Annotated in this window: 23 protein-coding genes and 1 other annotated feature; of the genes, 15 read left to right on the top strand and 8 right to left on the bottom strand. The window is 70.2% G+C overall.

Going from position 1 to position 21,976, the window contains the following annotated elements; genetic code table 11:
- The first annotated feature begins 156 nt into the window (after positions 1–156).
- Together COGEMETH_RS08435 and COGEMETH_RS08430 are read left to right on the top strand one after the other, a co-directional pair.
- The gene (locus COGEMETH_RS08435) at positions 157–2,025 is read left to right on the top strand and encodes a bifunctional sugar phosphate isomerase/epimerase/4-hydroxyphenylpyruvate dioxygenase family protein (RefSeq protein WP_238182155.1); all 1,869 of its coding nucleotides are present in this window, start codon (positions 157–159) and stop codon (positions 2,023–2,025) included.
- Positions 2,026–2,566: 541 nt separating this feature from the next.
- On the top strand, positions 2,567–3,892 hold the full coding sequence (locus COGEMETH_RS08430; RefSeq protein WP_238182154.1) for an MFS transporter: 1,326 nt from the start codon (positions 2,567–2,569) through the stop codon (positions 3,890–3,892).
- A gap of 18 nt (positions 3,893–3,910) precedes the next feature.
- Here COGEMETH_RS08430 and COGEMETH_RS08425 read toward each other — a convergent pair whose 3' ends face one another.
- On the bottom strand, positions 3,911–4,585 hold the full coding sequence (locus tag COGEMETH_RS08425; protein ID WP_238182153.1) for a TetR/AcrR family transcriptional regulator: 675 nt from the start codon (positions 4,583–4,585) through the stop codon (positions 3,911–3,913).
- A 110-nt stretch (positions 4,586–4,695) separates the two neighbouring features.
- Here COGEMETH_RS08425 and aroQ point away from each other — a divergent pair, with 110 nt between their 5' ends.
- Entirely contained in the window at positions 4,696–5,151 is a 456-nt protein-coding gene (gene aroQ / locus COGEMETH_RS08420) for a type II 3-dehydroquinate dehydratase (RefSeq protein WP_238182152.1), read from the top strand.
- Positions 5,148–6,014 (top strand): shikimate dehydrogenase, encoded by an 867-nt coding sequence (locus tag COGEMETH_RS08415; RefSeq protein ID WP_238182151.1) that lies wholly within the window; start codon positions 5,148–5,150, stop codon positions 6,012–6,014. Before aroQ ends, COGEMETH_RS08415 begins: the two co-directional genes overlap by 4 nt.
- Before the next feature lie 338 nt (positions 6,015–6,352).
- Here COGEMETH_RS08415 and COGEMETH_RS08410 read toward each other — a convergent pair whose 3' ends face one another.
- The 3 genes from COGEMETH_RS08410 to pqqA (COGEMETH_RS08400) all read right to left on the bottom strand — a co-directional run bounded on the left by COGEMETH_RS08410 (position 6,353) and on the right by pqqA (COGEMETH_RS08400) (position 8,195).
- Positions 6,353–7,708, bottom strand: coding sequence for an MFS transporter (locus COGEMETH_RS08410; RefSeq protein WP_238182150.1), 1,356 nt, complete (start codon positions 7,706–7,708; stop codon positions 6,353–6,355).
- Between the two features lie 230 nt (positions 7,709–7,938).
- Positions 7,939–8,028 carry a pyrroloquinoline quinone precursor peptide PqqA gene (gene pqqA, locus COGEMETH_RS08405; protein ID WP_109951178.1) on the bottom strand — a complete coding sequence of 30 codons (90 nt, stop codon included), beginning with the start codon at positions 8,026–8,028 and terminating at the stop codon, positions 7,939–7,941.
- Between the two features lie 77 nt (positions 8,029–8,105).
- Entirely contained in the window at positions 8,106–8,195 is a 90-nt protein-coding gene (gene pqqA / locus COGEMETH_RS08400; RefSeq protein ID WP_056092902.1) for a pyrroloquinoline quinone precursor peptide PqqA, read from the bottom strand.
- 479 nt (positions 8,196–8,674) lie between these two features.
- On the opposite strand from pqqA (COGEMETH_RS08400), the gene mgtE reads away from it, so the two are divergent.
- Positions 8,675–10,045: a magnesium transporter gene (gene mgtE, locus COGEMETH_RS08395; RefSeq protein WP_238182149.1), complete on the top strand. Its 1,371-nt coding sequence runs from the start codon at positions 8,675–8,677 to the stop codon at positions 10,043–10,045.
- Between the two features lie 20 nt (positions 10,046–10,065).
- Here the strand turns inward: mgtE and COGEMETH_RS08390 are convergent, their stop codons facing one another.
- Positions 10,066–11,469 (bottom strand): hypothetical protein, encoded by a 1,404-nt coding sequence (locus COGEMETH_RS08390; protein WP_238182148.1) that lies wholly within the window; start codon positions 11,467–11,469, stop codon positions 10,066–10,068.
- A 236-nt stretch (positions 11,470–11,705) separates the two neighbouring features.
- On the opposite strand from COGEMETH_RS08390, the gene COGEMETH_RS08385 reads away from it, so the two are divergent.
- From COGEMETH_RS08385 to COGEMETH_RS08345, 9 genes are all read left to right on the top strand, one after another.
- Complete coding sequence (locus COGEMETH_RS08385; protein WP_238182147.1) at positions 11,706–12,050, top strand: Hpt domain-containing protein; 345 nt, start codon at positions 11,706–11,708, stop codon at positions 12,048–12,050.
- Positions 12,051–12,208: 158 nt separating this feature from the next.
- On the top strand, positions 12,209–13,039 hold the full coding sequence (locus COGEMETH_RS08380) for a hypothetical protein (protein ID WP_238182146.1): 831 nt from the start codon (positions 12,209–12,211) through the stop codon (positions 13,037–13,039).
- Between the two features lie 75 nt (positions 13,040–13,114).
- Positions 13,115–13,291, top strand: a complete 177-nt coding sequence (locus COGEMETH_RS08375) for a response regulator (protein WP_238182145.1) — start codon at positions 13,115–13,117, stop codon at positions 13,289–13,291.
- Between the two features lie 291 nt (positions 13,292–13,582).
- Positions 13,583–14,404 (top strand): transglutaminase-like domain-containing protein, encoded by an 822-nt coding sequence (locus COGEMETH_RS08370; RefSeq protein ID WP_238182144.1) that lies wholly within the window; start codon positions 13,583–13,585, stop codon positions 14,402–14,404.
- A 232-nt stretch (positions 14,405–14,636) separates the two neighbouring features.
- Entirely contained in the window at positions 14,637–14,960 is a 324-nt protein-coding gene (locus COGEMETH_RS08365) for an XdhC family protein (protein WP_238182143.1), read from the top strand.
- Positions 14,960–15,652: an XdhC family protein gene (locus COGEMETH_RS08360; protein ID WP_238182142.1), complete on the top strand. Its 693-nt coding sequence runs from the start codon at positions 14,960–14,962 to the stop codon at positions 15,650–15,652. The genes COGEMETH_RS08365 and COGEMETH_RS08360 overlap by 1 nt, the downstream gene beginning before the upstream one ends.
- Positions 15,649–16,674, top strand: a complete 1,026-nt coding sequence (locus COGEMETH_RS08355; RefSeq protein WP_238182141.1) for a molybdopterin-binding protein — start codon at positions 15,649–15,651, stop codon at positions 16,672–16,674. The genes COGEMETH_RS08360 and COGEMETH_RS08355 overlap by 4 nt, the downstream gene beginning before the upstream one ends.
- Positions 16,667–17,254, top strand: a complete 588-nt coding sequence (locus COGEMETH_RS08350; protein ID WP_238182140.1) for a nucleotidyltransferase family protein — start codon at positions 16,667–16,669, stop codon at positions 17,252–17,254. The genes COGEMETH_RS08355 and COGEMETH_RS08350 overlap by 8 nt, the downstream gene beginning before the upstream one ends.
- Positions 17,255–17,465: 211 nt before the next feature.
- Positions 17,466–17,521 (top strand) — a sequence feature (sul1 is cis-regulatory element that is thought to sense ions involved in sulfur or methionine metabolism; They are found in Alphaproteobacteria).
- A 65-nt stretch (positions 17,522–17,586) separates the two neighbouring features.
- The gene (locus COGEMETH_RS08345; protein ID WP_238182139.1) at positions 17,587–19,071 is read left to right on the top strand and encodes a SulP family inorganic anion transporter; all 1,485 of its coding nucleotides are present in this window, start codon (positions 17,587–17,589) and stop codon (positions 19,069–19,071) included.
- Positions 19,072–19,154: 83 nt separating this feature from the next.
- On the opposite strand, the gene COGEMETH_RS08340 is transcribed toward COGEMETH_RS08345, so the two are convergent.
- Together COGEMETH_RS08340 and COGEMETH_RS08335 are read right to left on the bottom strand one after the other, a co-directional pair.
- Complete coding sequence (locus COGEMETH_RS08340; RefSeq protein ID WP_238182138.1) at positions 19,155–19,331, bottom strand: DUF2256 domain-containing protein; 177 nt, start codon at positions 19,329–19,331, stop codon at positions 19,155–19,157.
- A gap of 3 nt (positions 19,332–19,334) precedes the next feature.
- Complete coding sequence (locus COGEMETH_RS08335) at positions 19,335–20,201, bottom strand: formyltransferase family protein (protein ID WP_238182137.1); 867 nt, start codon at positions 20,199–20,201, stop codon at positions 19,335–19,337.
- Positions 20,202–20,400: 199 nt separating this feature from the next.
- Here COGEMETH_RS08335 and COGEMETH_RS08330 point away from each other — a divergent pair, with 199 nt between their 5' ends.
- Complete coding sequence (locus tag COGEMETH_RS08330) at positions 20,401–21,075, top strand: SDR family NAD(P)-dependent oxidoreductase (protein ID WP_238182163.1); 675 nt, start codon at positions 20,401–20,403, stop codon at positions 21,073–21,075.
- Between the two features lie 7 nt (positions 21,076–21,082).
- On the opposite strand, the gene bcsS is transcribed toward COGEMETH_RS08330, so the two are convergent.
- Complete coding sequence (gene bcsS / locus COGEMETH_RS08325; protein WP_238182136.1) at positions 21,083–21,775, bottom strand: cellulose biosynthesis protein BcsS; 693 nt, start codon at positions 21,773–21,775, stop codon at positions 21,083–21,085.
- Positions 21,776–21,976: the final 201 nt, after the last annotated feature.

The following is a 21,976-nucleotide window of genomic DNA, read 5'->3' as shown; positions in this document are numbered from 1 at the left end:
GACGACGGAAATCGACTTTGCCTCGGCTCGATTTCCTTCGCATAAAGCCCGTGTCGGCCGGACGCTGGTCGGCCGGAGCCTATCTATGCGGCCCGGTGCCCGCCTGCGGGCGGCGGTCCCGGCACCGGCCGGGACGGGTCCGGGACAGGAGCCTCGATGTACAATTCCATCGCCACCGTTTCCTTGAGCGGATCGCTTCCGACCAAGCTGCGGGCGATCGCCGAGGCGGGATTCGCGGGTGTCGAGCTGTTCGAGGCGGACGTGCTCGCCGATCCCCACACCCCGCGCGAGATCGGGGCCATGATCGCCGACCTCGGGCTGCGCTGCGTCACCCTGCAGCCGTTCCGCGATTTCGAGGGCCTGCCGGAGCCGCGCCGGGCGACGGCCTTCGATCGGGCGGAGCGCAAGTTCGATCTCGCGCACGACATCGGCACCGACCTGCTGATGGTGTGCTCCTCGACGGTGGCGGACGCCTCGGGCGACCACGCCCGCATCGCGGCCGACCTGCGGGAACTCGGCGAACGGGCCGGGCGCCGGGGCCTGCGCGCGGCCTACGAGGCGCTCGCCTGGGGCGCCCACGTCTCCGACCAGCGCGATGCCTGGGCCCTGGTCCAGGCGGCGGACCACCCGGCCCTGGGCTTCGTCCTCGACAGCTTCCATTCGCTCGCGCGGGGCGTGCCGATCGAGAGCCTGCGGGCCGTGGACCCGAAGCGCATCTTCCTGGTGCAGATGGCGGACGCGCCGCTGATCCAGATGGACGTGCTGCAATGGAGCCGGCACCTGCGCTGCATGCCGGGCCAGGGCGGCCTGCCGCTGGTCGACTACGTCCGTACCCTGCTCGAGATCGGCTACGACGACGTGCTGTCGCTGGAGATCTTCAACGACAGCTTCCGCTCGAACTCGGCGCAGGTGACGGCACTCGACGGCCTGCGCTCCCTGATCGCCCTGCGGGACGAGGCCGGCCGCGACCGCCCAGGCGGAGCCGCCCTGCCGCCGCCGATATCGGTCGAGCGCCTCGACTTCATCGAGTTCGCCGCCTCCGAGGCCGATGCGGAGCGGATCGGTGCGCTGTTCGGAGCCTTCGGCTTCCGCTGCAGCGGGCGCCATCGCAGCAAGTCCGTGAGTCTGTGGCAGCAGGGCGCCATCAACCTCGTCCTCAACAGCGAACCGGACGGGTTCGCCGCCGCCCACGCCAACGCCCACGGCGCCTCGGTCTGCGCGATCGGGCTCGCCGTGCCGAATGTCGCCGCCGCCCAGGCGCGGGCCGAGGGCCTGCGCGTTCCGGCCGAAGAGCAGCGGCCCGGGCCGGGCGAGCGCGTGCTGCCCGCGATCCGCGGCGTCGGCGGCTCGCTCATCGAGTTCACCGCGGCCGAGGTCGCGCCGGAGGCCGCGTGGCTTCAGGACTTCGACATCCGCGACCCCGGACAGCGTCCGGGCGGGGGCGCCGGCCTGACCCGCATCGACCATGTCGGCCAGACCGTGGCCCATGTCGACACGCTCTCCTGGCTCCTGTTCTACAAGAGCCTGTTCGACCTGCGCGTCGAACCGCAGGTCGACATCGCCGATCCCCTCGGCCTTGTGCAGAGCCAGGTGCTGCGCAGCCGGACGGACGCACTGACGGTCGTCCTCAACAGTTCGGCTAGCAGCCGGACGCTCTCCTCGCGCTTCGTCGACTACTACTTCGGGGCCGGCGTGCAGCAGATCGCGCTCGCCACGGACGACATCTTCGCCACGGCCGATGCCCTGCTGGCGGCCGGGGTCGAGTTCCTGGCGATGCCGGGCAACTATTACGACGACCTCGTCGCCCGTTTCGGTCTCGACGCGGACCTGACGGCCCGGATGCGGGCGCACCAGATCATCTACGACCGCGACGGCGCGGGCGCGTATTTCCACCTGTTCACGCGGGCCTTCGAGCGGCGCTTCTTCTTCGAGATCGTCCAGCGAGAGGGCTATCGCGGCTTCGACCTGCCGGGCACGGCCATCCGTCTCGCCGCCCAGACGCGGCTGAAGACGCTCCCGGTCTGACGCGCCCGATGCCGCGTATTCGCCAGCCCCGTTCCTGCCGCAGGCGATCGGCGCTCGCGTGCCCTGGCCGTGATCCGCGGCGCGGCTCCGTCGAAGGTCTCCTGGCAGAAGGAAATCTGCCGAATCCGGTCGGATCACGGCCGGGCCGGGCGGCAAACCCGGCATCGCGCATCTCGGCATCGTCCGCCCTGTCATGTCCGTCGCCGCATCTGCGAGAACGAATCTCATTGACATGAACGTACCAGTTAGTTCATTTGCTGACAAGGGCAGCCGACGGATGCGATTTGCCGACGCCGCGAGCTTTTCGTGCGCCGTTCGGGGCACCGGCTGCCAGATAGGTCTCGACACTGTTTTGATCGCTGCGCATTTCAATTTGCCGTAGATGTAATAAAAACCAGCCCTCATATCATGTATTCATAAATATACATATTAACATGCTACGCTATATTTGAAACATACGCTCTACAAGCGACCCATAGAACAAGAAAACAAAAAATCGAAATCAAACCGCCGCATCGACGGCGCGTGGAGGGAAACGCCAATGTCAACTGTTGCCATGAACCCGGCAGCCGGGGTGCCGGCCCATGCCGGAGCCTCGCGAAAGGCCGCGCTTGCGAGCTGGCTCGGCAGCGCGGTCGAGTACTACGACTTCTTCATCTACGGCACCGCCGCGGCGCTGATCTTCCCGAAGCTGTTCTTCTCGCCCGACAACCCGCAGGCGGCAGCCATCGCCTCCTTCGCGACCTTCGGCGTGGCCTACATCACGCGGCCCCTCGGGGCCGTGGCGCTGGGGCATGTCGGCGACAAGTTCGGGCGCAAGAAGGTCTTGACCTTCACCCTGCTGCTGATGGGTTTCTCGACCTTCATCATCGGATGCCTGCCGACCTACAGCCAGGCGGGTGTGCTCGCGCCGATCCTGCTCGTTCTGGCGCGGCTGCTCCAGGGCATCTCGGCGGCCGGCGAGCAGGCCGGCGCCAGCTCCATGACCCTGGAGCACGCCCCCGAAGACCAGCGGGCCTTCTACACGAGCTTCACCTTGAGCGGCACGCAGGCCGGCCTGATTCTGGCGACCCTGGTCTTCCTGCCGATCTCGGCGATGCCCGAGGAGCAGATGTTGTCCTGGGGCTGGCGCATCCCGTTCTTCATGAGCCTGATCGTGGTGGCCGTCGGCTTCTGGGTGCGGCGCACCCTGCCGGAGACGCCGGCCTTCGAGGAGGAGAAGGAGCAGCACGAGGACGCCAAGCTGCCGGTGGTGGCCCTGTTCAAGGAGCAGTGGTCCGACGTGTTGCGCGTGATCCTGGCGGCCCTGGTGTCCACGGTGAGCACGATCTTCTCGGTCTACACGCTCTCCTACGCCGTCAACACGGTGAAGCTGCCGCGCCCGACCATGCTGACGCTGCTGATCCTGTGCAACGTCGTCGCCCTGGTGGCGATTCCCCTCTGGGCCAAGCTCGCCGACCGCATCGGACGCCGGCCCGTGTTCATGCTCGGGGCACTGGGCTGCGCGGTGCTGATCTACCCGTACCTCTGGGCGATCGGGCACGGCGAGGTCGCGATGATCTACGTGTTCGGCCTGCTCCTCTCCGGCGTGGTCTACAGCGCCTCCAACGGTGTCTGGCCCTCCCTCTATGCCGAGATGTTCGACACCCGCGTGCGGCTCTCGGGGCTGGCGATCAGCACCCAGATCGGCTTCGCCCTCGGCGGGTTCGCACCGAGCATCGCCGCCGCGTTGCAGAGCGAGGGGCCCAACGGCTGGCTGCCGGTGGCGATCCTGGTGATGTGCACCTGCCTGATCGCGGCGGCCTCGATCTACACCGCGCGGGAAACCTACCGGACCCCGATGCACCTGCTCGGCCGGCCCTCCTGAGCCCTGCCGCGGCTTCGATCAACCGGCCGCGAGGTAGCGGATCACCGCGTCGCCGATCAGCCGCCTGTGGCGCTCGCGGGTCGCGGGCTCGGCGAGGTCGACCGCGAAGATCGCCCCGAAGGTGTGCCGGTTGGCGACCCGGAAGAAGCAGAAGGCGCTGATGAGCATATGCAGATCGATGGGATCGATGCCCGCGCGGAAGCGTCCCGCCGCCTGCCCGCGCCGCAGGATCGCGGTGATGGCGCCGATGATGGTCACGTTCAGTTCGCGGATCACCGCCGAGGCGGCGATGTGCTCGGCCCGGTGGATGTTCTCGATCCCGACCAGGCGGACGAAGTCCGGATGCGTCTCGTCGTAGTCGAAGGTGGTCTCGACCAGGGCGCGGATGGCCGCCTCCGGGTCGAGGGCGTCGAGGTCGATGGAGGCTTCGAGTGCTCGGATCTCGGAATAGGCGCGCTCCAGCACCGCGAGGTACAGCCCCTCCTTGCCGCCGAAGTAGTAGTAGATCATCCGCTTGGAGGTGCGTGTCCGCTCGGCGATGGCGTCGACCCGGGCGCCGCTGAGGCCATGGGCCGCGAATTCCTCCGTCGCCACCGCGAGGATGTCGGTCCGGGTCCGCTCGGGATCGTTCACCCGCGACCGCGGCCGGCGGCGTGCCTGCCCGATCACGGGCTCGTCCGTCTCGCTGCTCATAAAGGTGCTGGATCGTCCCCGAACGCGGTCCGGCACTTTGAACGGACCGGTCCGTCCCCGCAAGGCGGACGGATCGTCCACCCAACCGCATCCAACCGGGGAGCCGCCGCATGAGCGACACCGTCCTGATCCTCAACGGGCCGAACCTGAACCTTCTCGGGCGGCGCCAGCCGCACATCTACGGGCACGAGACTCTGGCCGACGTGGAGGCGCGCTGCCGCGAGACGGCCGCCGAACTCGGTCTCTCCGTGGTGTTCCACCAAAGCAACGCCGAGCACCAGCTCATCGACTGGATTCACGAGTATCGCGTGGATGCGGCCGGCATCGTCATCAATCCCGGCGCCTTCACCCACACCTCGGTCGCCATCCTCGACGCCCTGAACGCCTGCGAGGTGCCCGTGATCGAGTGCCACATCTCGAACGTGCACAAGCGCGAGGCCTTCCGGCACCATTCCTACGTCTCGCTGGCGGCCACCGCGGTGATGGCGGGCTTCGGCACCCACGGCTACGTGCTGGCCCTCCGGCACGTGGCGCAGCTTCATCGCACCAAGGGAGACGTGAAGTGACGCGCTATGCGGAACGGCGGTCCGTGCTGCTCGGCCTGATCGGGCAGGACATCCAGAACTCGCGCACGCCCGAGATGCAGATGCGCGAAGGGGCGGCGCAGGGCCTGCGCCTCGTCTACCGCCTGATGGACCTGACCCGGCTCGGCCTCGGCGTCGAGGCCCTGCCCGAACTGCTGCGCGGGGCGGAGCGGGCCGGGTTCGACGGCCTGAACATCACCCACCCCTGCAAGCAGGCGGTGATCCCGCATCTCGACGAATTGTCGGACGACGCCCGCTCATTGGGCGCGGTCAACACCGTCGTGTTCCGCGACGGCAAACGCATCGGGCACAACACCGACTGGTCCGGCTTCTTCGAGCCGTTCCGGCGGGAGATGTCCGACGTGCCCGTGCGTCGGGTGGTCCAGATCGGGGCCGGCGGCGCCGGGGCCGCGGTGGCGCATGCGGCGTTGATGCTCGGTGTCGAGGAACTGACCATCGTCGACATCGATCCTGCGCGGGCGGCTTCCGTCGCGGCCAACCTCACGGCGCATTTCGGAGCGGGCCGGGCCAGGGCCGGGACGGAGCTTGCCGCGAGCGTGGCTGCCGCGGACGGCCTCATCAACGCGACGCCGATCGGGATGGACGCGCATCCCGGATTGCCCCTGCCGGCCGAATTCCTGCGCCCCGACCTCTGGGTCGCCGAGGTGATCTACTTCCCGCTGGAGACCGAACTGCTGCGGCGCGCCCGCGCCCTCGGCGCGCGGACCATTGGCGGGGGCGGCATGGCCGTGTTCCAGGCGGTCGCCGCGTTCCGGCTGTTCACCGGGATCGAGCCCGACAGCGACCGGATGATCGCCGCCTTCGCTTCGATGGGATCGGCCTGATCGCGTTCAGAACCAGCGCCGGAGCCAGAGCGTCAGACGGTTCACCTGCCCGGCGATGTCGTCGACGATCTCGATCTGGCCGCGGGCAATGATCCTGGCCTGATGCCGCGTATAGGGAGACAACATGGAACGAACCTTTCCCTGAGCGATGGGCTCAGCTTCGAAAAGGGCGTTTCCCCGAGATAACCGGATCGCGTCGATCTCTTGCAACCGGAACGATACCGCGTCGAGACTTGGCGAAGTCTAGGCCGCCTGTTCCAGTCACGGCGAAGCTATCACGACCGGATCGAATGCCGGCCGCCGACCCGCGCATGGCAGGTCTGCGCGCGCTCGGGCAGTCAGGCCACGCCCGGAGCGGCATCGATCCCGGTACGGGCGCTGCGCTTCACCACGAGGGCTGCGGCGGCGATCAGGGCGGGGAGGGCGACCACGGCGAAGATCGCGGGCAGGCCCAGCGCGCGGCCTGCGAGCTCCGCCACGAGAAACGAGCCCGCGATGCCGCCGAAGCGGCCCAGCCCCAGCATCCAGGCCACGCCGGTGGCGCGCCCCGGCGTCGGGTAGAACCCGGCCGCGAGCGCCGGCAGGGAGGACTGGGCCGTGTTCATCAGGGTGCCGGCCACGAACACGGCGAGCATCAGCAGGCCGACATGGTCCCCCGCCTGCCCGATCGCGGCGACCGCGAGCGCCGTCAGTGCGAAGGCTCCGGCCACCATGAGGTTCGGCTCGAAGCGGTCCATCAGCGCCCCGAGCAGGATCGCGCCGACGCCCCCGAGGGGAAACAGGGCCGCGATCAGCGCCGCGGTGCGAGGGTCGAGCCCCGCGTCGCGGAACAGGATCGGCATCCAGTTGATCAGGGCGTAGAAGATCACCAGCCCCATGAAGTAGGCGATCCACAGCATCGCGGAGCCGAGGCGGTAGGACCGCGACAGGACGAGACGCAGGCCGCCCTGCGCCTGCGCCGTCCCGGCCTCCTCGCCGAGCCGGAACCCGGCCGCCGCCGCGGCGTCCGGAGCGATGCGTGCGAGCACCGCGCGAATCCGCGCCGTGGGCGCGCCCCGCGCCACGAGGTAGCGCAGGGATTCGGGCAGGGCCGGCACCAGCAGGACGGCGAGGAGGAGGGGCGCCACGCCGCCGAGCACGAGCACGCTCCGCCAGCCGAACAGTGGGATCATCCAAGCGGCGAGGAAACCGCCCGCTGCCGCCCCGAGGGGGAAGCCCGAGAACATCATGTTGGTCAGGAGCGCCCGGCGCGGCGCGGGACAATACTCGCTGGTGAGCGTCACGGCGTTCGGCATCGCCGCCCCGAGGCCGAGGCCGGTGAGGAAACGCAGGGCCACGAGCTGCGTCAGGTCGCCGGAAAAGGCCGAGGCGAGGCAGGCCACCCCGATCTCGAAGACGGCCGCAACCAGAACGGCCTTGCGCCCGAATCGGTCGGCGAGCGGCCCCGCCGACAGCGCCCCGAACGCGAGCCCGAACAGGGCCGCGCTGAGCACGGGCGCCATGGCCGCCCGGCCGACGCCCCACTCGGCGGTGAGCGAGGGGGCGATGTAGCCGATCGCGGCGGTGTCGAAACCGTCGAGCAGGACGATGCAGAAGCAGAGGGCGAAGGTCAGCCGTTGCAGGCCGGAAAAGCCGCCCGCGTCGATCACCGGCCGGACATCCACGACGTCCGTCCGCCCCGTGCCCTGGCTCATGCATCGCCCCGCTGGTCCGGCCCGGCCGGCACCGTGCCGGTGCCTTCGGCATCCGTCTCACCCGAAATGCAGAAGACGGAGCCTGATCCCGGCGATATCATCAGCCCGACACGCCAGCCACGATCGAAGCCGTCCATGACGTGACACGGCGCCCATCGAGACACGAAAAAGGCGCCGCTCCCGGAGGAACGGCGCCCGACACGTCGAGGGTCGCCGGAGCGACCGCCTGCTCAGTTGAAGGTGTCGATCTCAGCCGACTCGTAGCTGGTGACTTCCATGCCGACGCAGACTTCCTGGACGATGGGGGCGGACCACTTCATGGCGTTTCTCCTGGGGATTGTGATTGGGGTGATCGTCGGGACTAGAGCGGCCGGCTCCTGTCGAAGCCGATCGACCCTCAGTTGAAGGTGTCGATCTCAGCCGACTCGTAGCTGGTGACTTCCATGCCGACGCAGATTTCCTGGACGATGGGGGCAGACCACTTCATGGCGTTTCTCCGTGCTCGTTCGAAGAGGAAGATAGGCGATGTGTTGGGCGCAATACAAGCGGGCCCTACACTTATATTTCTCATAGGAGCCCGGCGCTATGGCATGCTGACGGTCCGTCGTGCCGCGCCGGGTGAAAAATCGCCTTCGTGATCAGACATATGGTGCTTGCAGGCCCGATTTTCAACGATTCCGCGCCGCGGGTCCGGACTGCTCGCTTGCGGGTCCGCCCATGGGCGGCTTGACGCTCGCCCGCGCCGGGCGCACGAGGCTGCCGCGCCCGCCCGGTACCCGGCGCGCGCTCCCGTTTCCCGAATCGAGACCCGATGCCCAGCGACGCGCCAGATCGATCGTGCAGGCCGTGCCCGGCTGCGCGCCGCCGCTCCGCCTGAGCCCCTGAGGGCCGCCGGCCGGGCACCGGCCCGCCGCCGGTCGCGGCCGGCACGCCGCGGTGGGTTGCCGCGCCCGCGAGGCGAGGCCCATGAACGAGATCGCTCCTTTCGATACCCGCATCGACCCGTCCGTGCTGGCCGCCCGCCTCTCTGACGAGCGAGCGCCCGACATCGTCGAGGCCCTCAACGAGGAGGCGCCCGAGGTCGCCGCCGCGATCCTGCTCGGGTTGCCCCACGAGCGCGCGGTCGAGGTCCTGGACCAGCCCGAACTCGATTCCGCTGCCGACATCATCGAGATGCTGCCCCGCGACCGGGTCGCCTCCTTCCTCTCCGGCATGTCCGCCGACCGCATCACCGACGTGTTCCGCGAGATCGAGGAGCCCGGCCGCTCGGACCTGCGCGCCCGGCTCGACGCCGAGACGCGGGGCGCCGTGGACCGGCTCAGTGCCTACGGCGAGGAGACGGTCGGCTCGCTGATGACCACCGAGTTCGTCACCGTGCCCGGTACCTGGAGCGTGGCCCAGACGCTGGAGCACGTCCGCACGGTGGAGAAGACCCGCGAGACGATCTACGCGATCTTCGTCCTCGATCCGCGCACGCGAGCGCTCACCAAGGCCGTCCCCCTGCGCCGGCTGATCTCGGGCGACCCGCAGGACAACGTCCTCAGCGTCGCGCCGGGGCGCCCGCCCCTGGCCGTCTCGCCCACCGCCAGCCGCGAGGAGGCGGCCCGCCTGATCTCGAAATACGACCTACTGGCCCTGCCCGTGGTCGACGCGGTCGGCCACCTCATCGGCATCGTCACCGTGGACGACATGATCGACGCGATGGTCGAGAAGCAGACGCAGGACGTACAGCGCTTCGGCGGCATGGAGGCTTTGCCCGAGCCCTACATGGACATCGGCTTCCTGACGATGATCCGCAAACGCGCCGGCTGGCTCTGCGCCCTGTTCCTCTCGGAGATGCTCACGGCCTCGGCCATGCAGGGCTTCGAGGGGGAACTGGAGAAGGCGATCGTGCTGACGCTCTTCATCCCCCTGATCATGAGTTCGGGCGGCAATTCCGGCTCTCAGGCGACGTCCCTGCTGATCCGGGCGCTCGCCCTGCATCAGATCCGCCTGCGCGACTGGTGGAAGGTGGCCTTGCGCGAACTGCCCACCGGCATCGTCCTCGGTTCGATCCTCGGGCTCATCGCGGTCGCGCGCATCGCGATCTGGCAGAAGGCCGGCTTCTACGATTACGGCCCGCACTGGCCCCTCGTGGCGGCGACCGTGGGGGCGGCGCTGATCGGCATCGTCACCTTCGGGTCGTTCGCGGGCTCGATGCTGCCCTTCGCCCTCCAGCGGATCGGCTTCGATCCGGCCACCGCCTCCGCGCCCTTCGTCGCGACCCTCGTCGACGTGACGGGCCTCGTCATCTACTTCTCGGTAGCGCTGCTGATCCTGCGCGGGACGCTGCTGTAGGGCATCGACCGGGGACGCGGCTAACCAGCGGCCGGGCGCGTCCCGTCGAGCAGGCAGAGCACGTCGTGGACGGCACGGTAGCGGTAGCGGGCTCCGGTGAAGGCCTCATGGGCCTGCCCCGTGATCCTCCCGGCGAGGTCGGCACCAGAGGTGGTGGTCGCAAGCCACTCGGCCAGGTTCCCGATGCGCCGCGAACTCTCCTCCAGGAAATGCTCGCCCGGCTTGAAGACCGGGTGGGCATGGAGGGGACGGCTCAGCACCAGCGCCCCGTTGCCGAATCCGAGGACGCCCATCCCGTAGCCCGCCACCGAGCCGATCTCCTCGGCGTCGATGGCGAGCAGGATTCGGCTGTTGCGGGCGACGCGGTTCTCCAGCGCGATGCGCCGCGCGCCCATGGACCGGCGCAGCCGCGGTTCGCGCACCCGCTCGGGGTAGGGAGTGAAGCAGCCTAGCCGCGACAGGGCCGCCGCGCCGTGGACAAAGACCTCGTCCCGCGTCGTGCTGTGCGTGCCGAAGAAGCAGAGGTCGATCGGCCGGTCCCCCCAGGCGACCGGCCCGTCGCCGGAGGCGAGGACCTCGCCTTGCAGGGAGGCGGCCAGGGGCTCGTCCGCGAGGTCGGCCCGCATCAGGTCGGCGCCGCACGGAATCCCGAGGAACTCCGCGTGCGGGATGCCACAGGCGGCGTAGAGGGCGCAGTTCTGCGCGTTCCCGTCGACCAGGGCGCGGGCCGCCAGCAGCAGCGGCAGGGTCCGGGCCTGCGGCGTGGAATGGACCGGTTCGGTCGGGCACAGCACCGCGGCGGCCAGGATGTCGCCGTCGAGCCAGCGCGCTCCGCCGTCCAGGAAGAAGAACGCGTGCGGTGCGAAGAACAGGCAATGGTCGAGGCGGCTCTCGGGGTCGGCGGTCTCGTCGCGCAGCCGGGCGTCGATGCCGAACGCCATGAGCGCGCCCGCCATCATCTCCGCTGCCAGGCGGATCTTCGGCGGGCTGTGCGAATGGACGTAGAGCCCGACCGCTTCGCCGAGGAAGCGCCCGACCAGGGCGGCGAGTTCGGCCGCGGCCACCGGCGTCTCGGCCGGTGGTGCGCCGGGCGGCAGCCGGCGCAGGGCCGCCACGACCGATTGCGGGGTGCAGAACGGCCGGTTCTCGCGCAGGCCGGTGCCGGAGAAGTGGGCGACGGCCTCGACGGCAGCGATCGGCAGGTCCGGATTGAGCCGGAGATACGCTTCGGGGTCGAACGTCGGAAGCCGCGCGAGGCGGGACTGCATGCCGGGGCCGTCGAGGAGCAATTCCATCCCGCTCAGGCGCCGGCGGACGGTGCCGGGGATGCGGCGGGCCGGCGGGGCAGGGGGTTCGATGACGTTGCGCGTGAGATCATCGGTCTCGCTCGTGCGGCGGCGCCTGCCGCGGACGCCAGGGGACATACCAAGATCGACCCGGCGCGTCATCCGAGCGGACCGGGTCGGCCGCGGACACCCTGTGGGTGCTCATCACCGCCGCAGCCGGAGTGGTGATTCCCGGGCACAGGTCCCGGCATTCGACGCCGAATCCGCCCCGGGCCGCGCCCCGGCGGTCCGGCATATGGACGGGAGCGCGAAAGGACGATTCATTCCCGCATGACCGAACCACACGCCTGGGCGTGCGACCGGAGTCGCCATCCGTGACCATCCCCCTGCTCGACCGCGCGACCTTCGACGATCTTGGCGCGGTGATCGGCACCGAGAAGATCCTGCGCCTGGCCGATCGGTTCGCCGCGAGCCTGAGCACCGCCTTTCCGCAGGACGGATGCTCGGGCGACGACTACGCCCGCGAGGCGCATACGCTGATCTCGATGTCCGGTATGCTCGGCTGCGAGCGCCTGTCGCAGGCGTGCCGCATGCTGGAGACGGCCGCCAAGGTCGGGGCCGACCTCGCCGGGCCGCTCGCCGAGATCCGGGATCTGCGCGACCGGACGATCGAGGCCATCGCCGCATTCAAGGCCGAGATCGGAGGCCGGGCGGCATAAGGCGTTCACCCGGCGCGTGTATCCCGGCTCGCTGAGTCCGCTTCCGCGTCCGGCCTGTCCGAACGAGCGAGGTTCGGGCCTTTCGACGAGAACCGGGCTATAGGGCCGCGGCGTCGAGACAGCGGACGCGAGCGGGACGCCGGCCGCACGCCCTCGTCGTGGCCGGCGACGTGATCTTCTTCGCGCCGCTGTGGCGCGGAATCCTGTTCCACATGGCCCGGCGCCGGCAGACCGGACCCGCCCAGGCCCGGCGCCTGACGAGGCCGGATGGCGCCTTCGGCGGTGTGCTGATCGTCGCCTTCGACCCCGATTGCTTCGCGGCGCTCTTCGAGGCCCTCGACGGGGGCCCGGACGGCAGCCTCGCCCTGTTCGGGCAGCGCCTGTTCGCATATCGGACGACCGACGGGCTTCCCCTCGTGGTGACCGTGAGCACGCCGATCGCGGAGGTGGACGCCCCGGTGGACGAGGCCTGCGGGCGCGCGTTCCTGGTCGGCGGCATCGCGACGCTGATGATCCTGGCCGGCCTCCCGGTGCTGCTGCACGAACTGGAATGCCGGCTGCGCCGCGAAACGCTGCTGGTCGAGACCCACCGGGCACTCGCCGAAGCCGGGACACTGTTCCGCGGGATCTTCGAGAACCCCACCGACCACCTCTTCGTCCACCGGTTGGCACCCGACGGAAGCTTCGCCCTGGAGACGCTCGAGCGCCTCGTCGAACGGATGGGGGGCGAGACCGGCGTGGTCTCGGACGACGACGCGGGACCGACCTTCCGGTTCGTCGTGAGCCTGTCGCGCGGAGCGTCCGCGCCGGCGATCGTGGGCGCCGCCAGGCGGACGGCATCCCGCCGGGCGGGGCACCTCCTCCTGGTCGAGGACGTGGAGATCAACCAGAACTCGCCCGCCTCGTCCTGGAGGCCGCCTGCCAGTCCGTCGACGTGGTCGCGGACGGCGCAGCGGCAGTGGAGGACGGCGCCTTTGACCTCGTGCTGATGGACGTGGAGATGCCGGACATGGACGGCGACCCGGCTGATCCGCCCTCTGAAGGGACCGGCCGCGACGATTCCCATGATCGCGATGACGGCCAAAGTCCCGCCGAGCGAGATCCGCCAGTTCCGGGAGGCCGGCATGGACGACCACGTCGGCAAACCCGTCGACCGGGCAGTGCTGTGCGCGACGATCGACCGCCGGCTGGCCGCTCCCGATCGCGCCCCGGTCCGTCCGGGCCGGGCCGCCGAGGGGTGAGACGGCACCCCGGATGGGCCGGACCGCTCGGCCCTCGTCCGTCGGCCCCGACGACGCCTCAACCCGGCCGGCTTACGGAATGTGGCGCCGTATTAGGCGAAGCGCCTGACTTTCATGCGCTCGCTACGGGATCGAACGCAGCCGCCGCCGAGAGGAGGAGACATCCGGGCCCGCATCCGTGGTAGCGTTCCCGCATCACCCGTTCAGGTGGGTTCGACCCGAAAGTGCGATTCCGGCCCCGCCGATCCACGGACGGCCCGCCGCCCATACGCACGCAGTTGGAGTCGATCGATGCGCATTCTTGTCGGCTGCGAGATGACCTACGAGTTCGCACACCCCACCCCGGTGGTCGCGATCCTCAACGTCCACGCCTCGCGGTTCTCCGATCTGGAACGGCCGGACTACCTCTTGGCGACGCCCTCGGTGCCGCTGGAGGGCTATCGCGACAGCTTCGGCAACTGGTGCAACCGCATGGTCGCGCCCGCCGGCCGCTTCACGCTCCGGACGGACACGGTCGTGCGCGACTACGGCAAGGGAGATGCAGCCGAACCGGGCGCGCAGGAGACCTCCGTGCAGAGCCTGCCCTCGGAGACCCTGATGTTCCTGCTGGGCAGCCGGTATTGCGAGACCGACAGGCTCTCGGACATCGCCTGGAGCCTGTTCGGGCACCTGCCGCCCGGCTGGGCGCGCGTCCAGGCGATCTGCGACTACGTCCACGACAGGATCGCCTTCGCCTACGAGGACGCGCGCGCCACGCGCACGGCCGCCGAGGTGTTCGAGGAGCGGCGCGGCGTGTGCCGCGACTACGCGCACCTGGCGATCACCTTCTGCCGCTGCCTCAATATCCCGACGCGCTACTGCACCGGCTACGTCAGCGACATCGGGCTGCCGCTGCCACACGCGCCCGGAGACTTCGCCGCCTGGATGGAGGTCTATCTCAGCGGCCGGTGGCACACCTTCGATCCGCGCAACAACAGTTCGCGTATCGGCCGCATCCTCATCGCCTACGGGCGCGACGCCGCCGACGTGCCCCTGACCCTGACCTTCGGGGCGAACACCCTCGTCGATTTCCGCGTGACGACGGAGGAAGCGCCGGAGACGGCTGCGGCCTGAGGCATCCATGCGAGCCGAAGACAGGGGCTCGCTCCTCGTCTCCGGCCTGAACCATGGCGCGATCCGAAACGTGAGCGCTGCCGCCGGCATCGCACGCAGCCGATCCAAGAGGGCAGGGCGCTCCCCATCGGCGTGCGCCTTGTATGCGGACCCCGGAGGCATACCTGCCGGAGGCGGGTTTCAACCCGGCGATACGCGGGTCCGGGCTCGGCCGGCCGCGAAGGTCCAGGCCATGCTCTCCACCGATACCGACATCCTCACGGCTGCCGAATCCTGGCGGCGCGACGGGCGTGCGGTGGCGCTCGCCACCGTGATCGAGACCTGGGGCTCGGCCCCGCGCCCCGTAGGCAGCCACCTCGTCGTGGACGGGGACGGCAACTTCCTGGGGTCGGTCTCGGGCGGCTGCGTCGAGGGCGCGGTCGTCACCGAGAGCCTGGAGGCGATCGCGGACGGGCGCCCGCGGGTGATCGAGTTCGGCGTCGCCGACGAGACCGCGTGGCGGGTCGGGCTCTCCTGTGGCGGCCGGATTCGCGTCCTCATCGAGCGGATCGACTGATGCGCCGCGACATCCTCCAGGCCCTCAACGTCGAGCGCGCCGCGCGCCGTGCCGCGATCCTCGTCACCGACGTGGCCGACGGCACGCAGCGCCTCGTGCGCGAGGGTGAGATCGCGGCCGATTCTCTGGCCGAGCCCCTTGCCCGGCATCTGGCCGCCGGACGCAGCGGCCTGATCGCGGTGGAGGGCCGACAGACGTTCCTCACCGTGCAGGTGCCCCCCGTGCGCCTCGTGGTGATCGGCGCCGTCCACATCAGCCAGGCCCTAGCCCCGATGGCCGAGGCCCTGGACCTCGCAGTGACGGTGATCGACCCGCGCACGGCGTTCGCCAGCCCGGAGCGCTTCCCCGGCATCGACCTCGTCGCGCAATGGCCGGACGCGGCGTTTTCGGACACCGTGCCGCCCCTGGACGCTTACTGTGCGCTGGCCGCCCTGACGCACGATCCGAAGATCGACGATCCGGCGCTTGCTGCGGCCTTGGAGGCGGGCTGCTTCTACGTCGGTGCGCTGGGCTCGCGGAAGACGCATGCCGCGCGGGTCGTAAGGCTGACCGAGGCGGGGTTCTCGCCCGAGCGGATCGGCCGCATCCGGGCGCCGATCGGCCTTCCCATCTCTGCCGCCACCCCGGCCGAGATCGCGGTCGCGATCTTGGCCGAGATCGTCGCCGTTCGTCGCCAGGGTCCGCCCTCGTGAGGTTCGGCCCTGTTCCGGTCGGCGAGGCTGCGGGTCTGATCACGGCCCACACCATCACCGCAGGGGGCACCACCCTGCGAAAGGGCCGCATCATCCCGCCGGAGACTGTCGCCCGCCTGGAAGCCGAGGGCGTGCGCGACCTCGTGACAGTCAGCCTCGAACCGGGGGATGTCGGCGAGGACGAGGCGGCCGAGCGCCTCGCCCGGCGTCTGATGGGCGCGGGCCTGCGGGCGGAGCCGCCCTTCACCGGCCGCTGCAACCTGTTTGCCGAGCATGCGGGCGTCCTGCTTGTCGGGCGCGCGGCGATCGATGCGGTCAACGACGTGGACGAGGCTATCACCGCGGCGACGCTGCCCGCCTTCAGGCCGGTGGTGGCGGGCGAGATGGTGGCGACGGTCAAGATCATTCCCTACGCCGTGGCCGGGGCCACCCTGGCGCGGGCCTGCGCCGCCGCGCCGGAGGCCGCGCTCGGCGTTGCGCCCTACCGACGGCTGCGCGTCGGCGTGGTCTCGACGCGGCTGCCCAGCCTGAAAGAGCGTACCATCGACGGGACGCTGCGCATCCTCGCGGAACGCCTAGCGCCGGCCGGCGCCCGCATCGTCGCCGAGCGGCGCGTCGCCCATGACGCGCAGGCCGTGGCCGGCGCGCTCGCCGCGGTGATCGACGAGGGGCGGGCCGACCTGGCCATCGTCTTCGGCGCCTCGGCCATCGCGGACCGCCGGGACGTGATCCCCGCCGGGATCGAGGCTGCGGACGGCAGCGTCCGGCATCTGGGCATGCCGGTCGATCCGGGAAACCTGCTGCTTCTCGGCGACCGGGGCGGCGTGCCGGTGATCGGCGCCCCCGGCTGCGCCCGCTCGCCCAAGGAGAACGGCTTCGACTGGATGCTGCACCGGCTGCTCGCGGACCTCACCGTGAAGCGGGCCGACATCGTTGCCCTCGGGGTCGGCGGCCTGCTGATGGAGATCGTCTCGCGGCCCCAGCCCAGGGCCGGCGGCGCGAGCGTGGGCCTGGATGACTGAGACGGTCGGCATCGTGCTGCTGGCGGCCGGCCGCGGGACCCGCTTCGGTCCCGAGCCGAAGCTACTGGTCGACCTCGACGGCAAGCCCCTGGTGCGCCACGCGGCCGAGGCCGCCCTCGGCTCGCGCTCACGCCCGGTGGTCGCGATCCTCGGCGCGCATGCCGACCGGGTGCGGGCGGCGCTCGCCGGCCTCGATCTCGAATGCGTCGAGAATCCCGATCATGCCGCCGGCCTCTCGACCTCCCTGCGCGCCGGCCTCGCGGCCCTGCCACCGTCGTGCACGGCCGCCATCGTCGTCCTCGGCGACATGCCGCGCGTCACCGCCGCCCATATCGACCGCCTCGCCGACGCCTATCGCGACGCGCAGCCGAGGCCGGCCGCGGTCGTGCCGGTGCGGAAGGGCATGCGCGGAAACCCCGTCCTCCTCGATCTGCATCGCCTCGGACCAAGGCTTGCCGCCCTCACGGGGGATAGCGGTGCCGGGCCGCTGCTGAAGGGGCGCTCGGACGTTCTGGAAATTCCGGGCGACGCTGCCACCGCCCTCGACGTCGATACGCCGGAGGCCCTGGCGGGGCTTTAGTGCAGCTCACGAAACTCCCGGTCACCGGGTGGTCTCCCACCGGCCATGACGGCACAGCGGGAGATTCGTGAGAGGCACTCGTGGGCGAATTCGGTGGCGTGGCACGGGCATGACGTTCGTCCGCGTCTCGTGCGGGGCAGCGTCGATTGTGCACGCGGGTGCGGCCCTGTGTTGCAACGCAGCATGCGCATCCGTTAGATGGCGACACTCGCATGGACCCGGTGAAAGCCCGGGTGGCTCTTCCGGCCGCCGATCCGCCGGACAACGCAAACGACCCGACGCTCCTCACGTCGCCTACGCGGGCGATGTGCGTCCCTTTGCGGAAATCGATCATGCACGCCCTCACATCGTCCCGACGCGGCTGGTTCGCGAACCCGCGCGCCGACATCCTGTCCGGGATCGTCGTGGCGCTCGCGCTCATCCCGGAGGCCATCGGTTTCTCGGTGATCGCGGGGGTCGATCCGAAGGTCGGCCTCTACGCCTCGGTGGTGATCGCCAGCGTCATCGCCTTCACCGGCGGACGGCCGGCAATGATCTCGGCTGCGACGGCGGCCACGGCCGTGGTGATGATCGACCTCGTGCGCGACCACGGCGTCCAGTACCTGTTCGCCGCCACGATCCTGATGGGTGTGATCCAGGTCGTTGCGGGCCTCCTCAGGCTCGGGCGGCTGATGCGCTTCGTCTCACGCTCCGTGATGACGGGCTTCGTCAACGCGCTCGCGGTCCTGATCTTCATGGCGCAGCTTCCGGAACTGCACGGGGTGCCGGCCGCCACCTACGGCCTGATCGCCCTCGGCCTCGCCATCATCTACGGCCTGCCACGCATCAGTCGCGCTATCCCATCACCCCTCGTGGCGATCGTCGTGCTCACTGCGCTTACGGCCGCCCTTGGACTCGACGTGCGTCGCATCGCCGACCTGGGTGTGCTGCCCTCGACCCTGCCGCAGTTCGCGCTGCCGCAGGTTCCGCTCACCTTCGAGACCCTGCGCATTCTCCTGCCCTACGCGGCGGCCCTGGCGGCGGTGGGTCTCCTGGAGAGCCTCCTCACGGCGCAGATCGTGGACGACATGACGGACACCCCGAGCAGCAAGAGCCGGGAATGCGTCGGCCAGGGTGTCGCCAACATGGCATCTGCCGTGTTCGGCGGCATGGGTGGCTGTGCGATGATCGGGCAGTCCGTCATCAACGTGTCCTCGGGCGCGCGGGGCCGGCTTTCGACGCTGGTCGCCGGCATCTTTCTCCTCGTGCTCCTCGTCGCCCTCCAGGGATTGCTCGCCCTGGTGCCGGTGGCAGCGCTCACCGCGGTGATGATCATGGTCTCGATCAACACCTTCTCCTGGCGCTCTCTCATGCAGCTCCGCACGAACCCGCCCGCTTCCTCGGGCGTGATGCTCGCGACCGTGGTCGTGGTCGTGGCGACCGGCAACCTCGCCATCGGCGTCCTCGTCGGCGTGCTGCTCTCGGGCGTCTTCTTCGCCGGCAAGGTCTCGCGGCTGAGCCAGGTGACGTCCGAACTGTCGGCGGACGGGCGCACGCGGACTTACCGGGTCAGCGGGCAGGTGTTCTTCGCCTCGGCGAGTGCCTTCGCGGACGCGATAGACGTGCTGGAGCCGGTGGACCGACTCGTCATCGACGTGCAGGCCGCGCATTTCTGGGACATCTCGGCCGTGGGCGCCCTCGACCGCACGGTCCTGCGCGCCCGGCGCCAGGGACGGGCCGTCACGGTCGTCGGTCTCAACGCGGCGAGCGCTACGATGGTGGAGCGTTTCGGCACGCACGACAAACCCGACGTGTCGGTCGCTCGACCGACTCACTGACGTGATGCCCTTTCATGGGCGCAATGGCTGAAGGATCGTCGGAAGCAAAGTCTCTGGATGGTCGCGCTGATCGGGTGTCGCGCCTACCCGTGCTCCCCGTCAGTGGCCGGCCTGCCACGCTTGGCCTCCGCCCGGCATCGATCCGAGCAGTAGCGCACGTCCTCCCAGACCCGCTCCCACTTCTTGCGCCAAGCGAAGGGCCGCCCGCATTGGGCGCAGACTTTCTCGGGCAGATCCGCCTTCCTGCGCATCCGCGCCATGGCTCAGCGCCCGATCTGCCCGGCCTCGGTCAGCGCCACCGGGCTCCAGCGGGTGACCTGCACGTAGCCGTCGCGGGCCGCGATCACGATGTGGCGGCGATGGCGATGGACGACAGTCCCGGGTGCGTGCCCGTGCGCGTCCAGCCAGCCGCCGGCCTCGGCCACGAAGACCCGGTTCTCCCCCAGCCGCGCGATGGTCTCGATGCTGCCGAAGGCCCGCACCTGGCGCAGGACCGCGTCCACGCCCTTTCGGAAGTCCAGGGTGCGGTCGGCATCGCTCGCCCGCGGCCAGTAGGAGCCGTCGCCCTGGGGCTCGGGCCGGCGCCAGCGCTGGGGCAGTTCGCGGGCGATCGGCCCTGCGGCGATGCGCCGGGCCGCCATCTGGCACTTGGCGAGCAGGCTCTCGTGGTTCTCGTGTGGCGAGAGCGCGAACAGGTCCTGGGCCAGGATGTCGCCGGTATCGAAGCCCTCCTCCGCCAGCACGTGCGCCGTGACGCCCCAGGTCTCGTAGCCCTGGAGCACCGCCTGGAACAGGGGATAGGGGCCTCGCCCGGTGGGTAGCGGCGACGGGTGGAAGTTGAGGGCGAAAGCGGCGCGCCCACACCAGCCGGTGACGAGCCAGGGGTAGCCCGCCACCACCAGCGCCCAGTCCTGGCCGTGCGCCGCGTGCAGGGCGTCGAGGTCCGCCTGCCGGATGCGGGAGAGCTGCATCGGGACGCGCATGGTGCGGGCGCGGGCCACCACGGCCTCGTTGTGGTCGTAGATCCCGTCGCAGGGCCGGGTGAACAGCCGGATCGGCGTCCAGCCCGCATCCAGCAGAGCCTCGAAGACGCCGCCGAGGAAGTCGATGCCCGCGAAGGCGAATTTCATGGCGCGCGACTCTCCGGCCCGACGCGGATCGGGCCTGCGACCTTGTGGGGGGAGCGGAGCGGCCTTGCCCGGCTTCCCGGTCCGCGGCCCCGCCTTAGCTGCCCTTGCCTAACCGATTCGGGCGGCAAGGGAAGCGATGATGCGGCGGGTTCTGATCTACGGCGGCACCGGCGGCATCGGGCGCGCCACGGCGTAAGCGCTGCGGGCGCGGGGCTACGCGCTGCACCTCGCCGCCCGCGACGCCGTCCGGCTGGCAGAGGCCGCCGACGCGTTGGGCGAGACCACGACCAGTGCGGGCGACGTCACCGATCCGGACTTCTTCGGGCAGGCGACGCAGGCAGCTGGGGAGGTGCTGTCCGGCCTCGTCTACCCGGTGGGCACCATCAACCTGCGCCCCCTGGCCCGGCTGACGCGGGAAAACGTCGAGACCGATTTCCGCATCAACGCGCTGGGCGCGTTCTCCGCAGTGCAGGCGGCGGCCGGCGCGCTCAAGCGTGGGGCAGGGGAGGCCGGTGCCGGCGTGGTCCTGTTCTCCACCGTGGCGGTGGCGCAGGGGTTCCCGGCCCACAGCTCCGTCGCCATGGCCAAGGGCGCGGTGGAAGGGCTCGCCCTGTCGCTCGCGGCCGAACTCAGCCCGCAGGTGCGAGTCAACGTCGTCGCGCCCTCCCTGACGCGCACGCCGCTCTCCGCCGCCATCACCGGCAGCGAGACCCTGGCGCAGGGCATCGCCGCGATGCACGCCCTCCAGCGCCTCGGCACGCCCGACAACATCGCCCGGCTCACGGCGTTCCTGGTCTCGGAGGAGGCCGGGTGGATCACCGGTCAGGTCATCGGCGCGGATGGCGGGCGCTCCAGCCTGCGCACGAAGGGCTGAGCGGCCGTCAGAGCGGCGTCCAGACCGAGAGCGCGACGTAGGGGCTAGCACCGCGCGTGCTCGACTCGACCTGCACGCCGCCCGAGACGCGAAAGCTGTAGCGGCCGAAGGCGAAGTCGGTCGCATGCAGCCCGAGGTTCCATTTCCGATAGCCGGTCCGGTCCGTGTAGAGGCTCACTTCCGGTCCGAAATAGGTGTCCCAGGCTCGGACGCCCCAGGCGATGCGTCCCCACGCGTCCTCGCGGGCCGAGCCCAGGATCGCGGTGGCCTGCACCAGCGTCTCGGCGGTCGGCCGGGCCCAGACCTCCCCGTGCAGACGAAGGCCGTAGCGGGCCGGCAACACTGCCGCCGTGCGGCCGTCCGTCAGCGCCTCGATCGACCCTTCCGGGCCGGCATAGGCGGCGACCACGCCCCAATCCAAGAACCACTGGTAGCCGACGAGGGCGGCGCCAACGGCCGTGTAGCGGGCGACACCGACGCTGCGTGCGCAACCGCACGCGACGCTCTCGCTGCGACGGCCGCCGCCGGCGCTCGCCAGGACCACGAAGCCCGGCCGATCGAGGCCCTCGAACGCAACCTTGGCACCCGTCGTCAGGAAGCTTGCCGCGCCCGCATCCAGACTGCCGAACAGCAGGAGGTCGATCTCGCTTGCGCCCGCCGGGGCTGCATCGGCCAATGTTGCGCAGAACACCCCCGCCACGAATGCGGACGTGTCGCGCCGAGGTCGGGATCGGGGTTTCCATGTCCCCACGGACGGTCTCCTCATGGAGATCGCAACCTTAGGATGATTCCGCGGGAGCTCGATAGATCTCGTATGGCGGCGGTTTTGGAGAATCGCGTTTATCGTGTGGATGTGTCTACCAAGCGCAACAGTCCCGCGTCTCACAAGGCGCTGAATATC

The organism is Methylobacterium trifolii, from assembly GCF_022179685.1.
In the GTDB taxonomy this organism is placed as follows: Bacteria; Pseudomonadota; Alphaproteobacteria; order Rhizobiales; family Beijerinckiaceae; genus Methylobacterium; species Methylobacterium trifolii.
This window is presented reverse-complemented; position numbering and strand designations above follow the sequence as displayed.